We start from the raw sequence: 1,089 nt of genomic DNA, 5'->3' as shown, positions 1-1,089 counted from the left end.
CCCGATTTCAGATAATAAGTGCGACATTCATGGGAAGGTGTAGAAGAGGAAGCCAACTGCTAAAAGTGGTACGCTCTTCTCGCCAAAGAAACAAGCAGTACTACCATGAATTATCAGCAGTTGACCGAGGGCAGAAGATACCAGATTTCTGCTCTTTTGGAACGGGGAATTTCGGTTTCTGAAATAGCTAAAACAGTTCAGTGCCATCGCTCTACGGTATATCGGGAGCTTAAACGCGGCCGCAAAGGCAGTCAGTATTGCCCAAACGAAGCCCAGGCGTTATCAATCAAAAAACGCACATCAGCGCGTAAATACCGAATACCTCAGGAGCGTGTTGATTTTATCCGCCTCCTTTTAGAAGCGGATTGGAGTCCAGAGCAGATTTCCAGTGTATTAACGAAAATCGGTGCCGCTGTCAGCCATGAGTGGATCTACCGATTTGTTGCGCAGGATAAGCGCTTGGGTGGCAAGTTATATCGCCACTTGAGGCAAGGACACAAGCGGTATCGTCGCGGTAAAAAAGAGAAAGCGCCAGCGATCAAGAATGCTGTTTCGATCGATGATAGGCCAAGCATCGTTGACAGTAAGGAGCGATTTGGTGATTGGGAAATCGACACCGTATTAGGCAAGCACGGCACTGGAGCTATGGTGACTATTTTAGAGCGTAAAACACGATTTTACGTGGTAAAGAAAGTGCCCTCTAAGTCAGCAGATGATGTTACCAAAGCCACAATAGAACTACTGATGCCTTATAAGAAACATGTCCATACCATCACGGCAGATAACGGGAGAGAATTTGCCGGTCATGAAACCATCGCAAAGGAGTTGGAGGCTGATGTGTACTTTGCTCACCCTTACAGCTCTTGGGAACGTGGAGCTAATGAGAATGCTAATGGTCTTTTAAGGCAATATGTGAAGAAAGGAACCGACCTAACAACGGTAACAGACAGCGATATTGAATTCGCTTTATCGCGGATAAATTATCGTCCAAGAAAGTGTTTAGGCTTCAAGCAGCCAGCCATTGTATTTGAAGAAATGACTTTGGCTGCTTGATATTGGAGAGTGTCGCACTTCGAAGTTGAATTCGGG

General features: G+C 45.9%; 1 protein-coding gene. It reads left to right on the top strand.

Annotated features, from left to right (window positions below):
• Positions 1-105 precede the first annotated feature (105 nt).
• Complete coding sequence (locus IFO68_RS21825; RefSeq protein ID WP_192017847.1) at positions 106-1,053, top strand: IS30 family transposase; 948 nt, start codon at positions 106-108, stop codon at positions 1,051-1,053.
• Positions 1,054-1,089 lie beyond the last annotated feature (36 nt).

It is taken from the genome of Photobacterium arenosum (genome assembly GCF_014841115.1).
GTDB lineage: Bacteria > Pseudomonadota > Gammaproteobacteria > Enterobacterales > Vibrionaceae > Photobacterium > Photobacterium arenosum.
This window is presented reverse-complemented; position numbering and strand designations above follow the sequence as displayed.

Bases quoted from the DNA above. Each gene is read 5' to 3' on its own strand.
- IFO68_RS21825 (WP_192017847.1), top strand. From the start codon at position 106: ATGAATTATCAGCAGTTGACCGAGGGCAGAAGATACCAGATTTCTGCT.